Origin of the sequence: Nostoc sp. (assembly GCF_035638895.1) — a bacterium.
Classification (GTDB): domain Bacteria; phylum Cyanobacteriota; class Cyanobacteriia; order Cyanobacteriales; family Nostocaceae; genus Nostoc.
In genome coordinates this window covers 1-1,884 of record NZ_DASQZC010000709.1, presented here as the reverse complement: position 1 = coordinate 1,884, position 1,884 = coordinate 1, and the positions used below count along the sequence as shown (strand labels likewise).

Genomic DNA, 1,884 nt, shown 5'->3' with positions numbered 1-1,884 from the left:
AACTGTGAAGTTGCGGGGATTAGAGGAGGCACTGCCAGGATTAATGTCTTGTACTTGTTGTGGATAGCCATTTTGGTCTATTCTCCACAGTTCTGTGCCATTGTAACCATTGTTGGCAGTAAAGTAGAGGATATTACCTAGAACTGTGAAATTGCTGGGATTAGAGGAGGCACTACCGGGATTAATGTCTGCGACTAGTACTGGATTGCCAGTGTTGGCATCAATTCTCCAGAGTTCTGTGCCATTGATATTGTCGTAGGTGGTAAAATAACTGGTATTGCCTACCACTATAGGGTTAGACTGTTCAAATACTGTAGAATAACTTTCCATCACAGATGGAAGAAATGCTGGACAAAATTCTACTGCTCCTAAATTTTTATCTAGTTCCCAGTTTCCATTAAGTGCTGCATTTCCAATTGGTGTTGTGGATGCAGCGATCGCTGCATCTGTAAAGTAGTGAAGTTTTGTAAGGAATTCCTCTCCTGCATCACCCATGGCCACATTACAACCATAAAGTAACAGGGATGGAGTGAACCAAGCCTTCAGGTGTTCGGAGTAGCGATCCAGAGTGCTAAGACTCAGTTCCGTGTTTCCCAGATAAAGAGTTCCTGGCGCACCGTGAGAAACAATGTGAACGCTGGTGAAGCAAACTTGTCCTTGTAAAGCTGCGGTGATTTGCTCAACACCATCCTGCTGGGAAGTGAGGACAATTACTTCTGCTTGTGGTATTACACCTTTAACTAGTTGTTGGTAATTCTCTACGGCAGAATCAATGAAGACAATAATATGTTTAGAATCGACACGCAAATGTTGATTATTCATTTCAGTTTTTATGCTCGATATTGGTGTAGTAAAGCCGTTGATAAAATGAATTTTTCGGCTGTGAGGCGGCAGAATAATGCGAGTCAGAATAGACTACATAGCAGCCTTATTCATTTTTAAAAGATGCTCGTAATCCTTACTCACTCAAATTATGATAATAGTCATATTTTGTAATTAGGATTATCATAATAATGACTAGAACAGTAACTTTAACAAGGCAAATGTTTCAAGAATATTTTGACGATAATAGTTTTATAGAGCCTGACCTGTTATACCTTGATAACCATTTTTGTTAATTTACTAGTCTTAAGTCATCTGGATGATTACTGAAATATTTTTAAAGGAATTATAAAAAGTATGAAGGCAGCTAGTAGGAGAAATTCTGATGAGGCACAACCGAGCAATGTCACACTTACTTCAAAAGCTTATAAATCAACCTTTTTAGCTTTGGAATAAATTTTTTATTATATTCTATGCAATGGTAAATATTTATATAAGTAATTATACTTATCTACGCTTTTACTTATAAAACTATACAGGAGTTTTTATTTGTCGCTGTGCCAAATTAATGTCATCGAGGTTGTGAAGCTTGAATTATATAGCGTTTAGCTTAAAAGCAGCGCAGGGGACTTCCAAGCTGTGTCAACACAAATTGTTGCAAGCCGTGCAGTGGGTAAGGCTTAACTCAATACTGCTCGGTTAAGGAGAAATAGAGGGTAAAACAAAGAAAAACTGTTCGCGGATGAGTTACGCGAACTAGATAATGAGACTTACTTTTTCTCTTTGAGGCTATCGTACAAGTCCTAGTGCCTTGAGTTCTGGATCTCCAGGGTCTTTTAAATACTGTTCAAATTCTTTATCAGGATTAATGTTCATAGTTGCACCTTATAGTCAACCTGCTTTGCCTGTTCATAAGCAGCTTTGATTGCAGCCATCTGATCAGCAGAACCGCCGTTATCTGGATGATGTTGTCGTGCTAGTTTCCGGTATGCTTCCCTTACCTCCTCATCAGAAGCACCAGGACTAACACCAAGCACTGGGGATGTAGAGCAACCCAACTAA

Annotated in this window: 2 protein-coding genes; both read right to left on the bottom strand. The window is 39.0% G+C overall.

All coding sequences use genetic code 11. From position 1 onward, the window contains the following. Window positions 1-822, bottom strand: an 822-nt coding sequence (locus VE944_RS33605) for a DUF4347 domain-containing protein (protein WP_324988016.1), incomplete at its 3' end; no start/stop codon positions are given. Window positions 823-1,694: 872 nt separating this feature from the next. Continuing rightward, on the bottom strand, window positions 1,695-1,859 hold the full coding sequence (locus VE944_RS33600; RefSeq protein WP_324988014.1) for a J domain-containing protein: 165 nt from the start codon (window positions 1,857-1,859) through the stop codon (window positions 1,695-1,697). Window positions 1,860-1,884 lie beyond the last annotated feature (25 nt).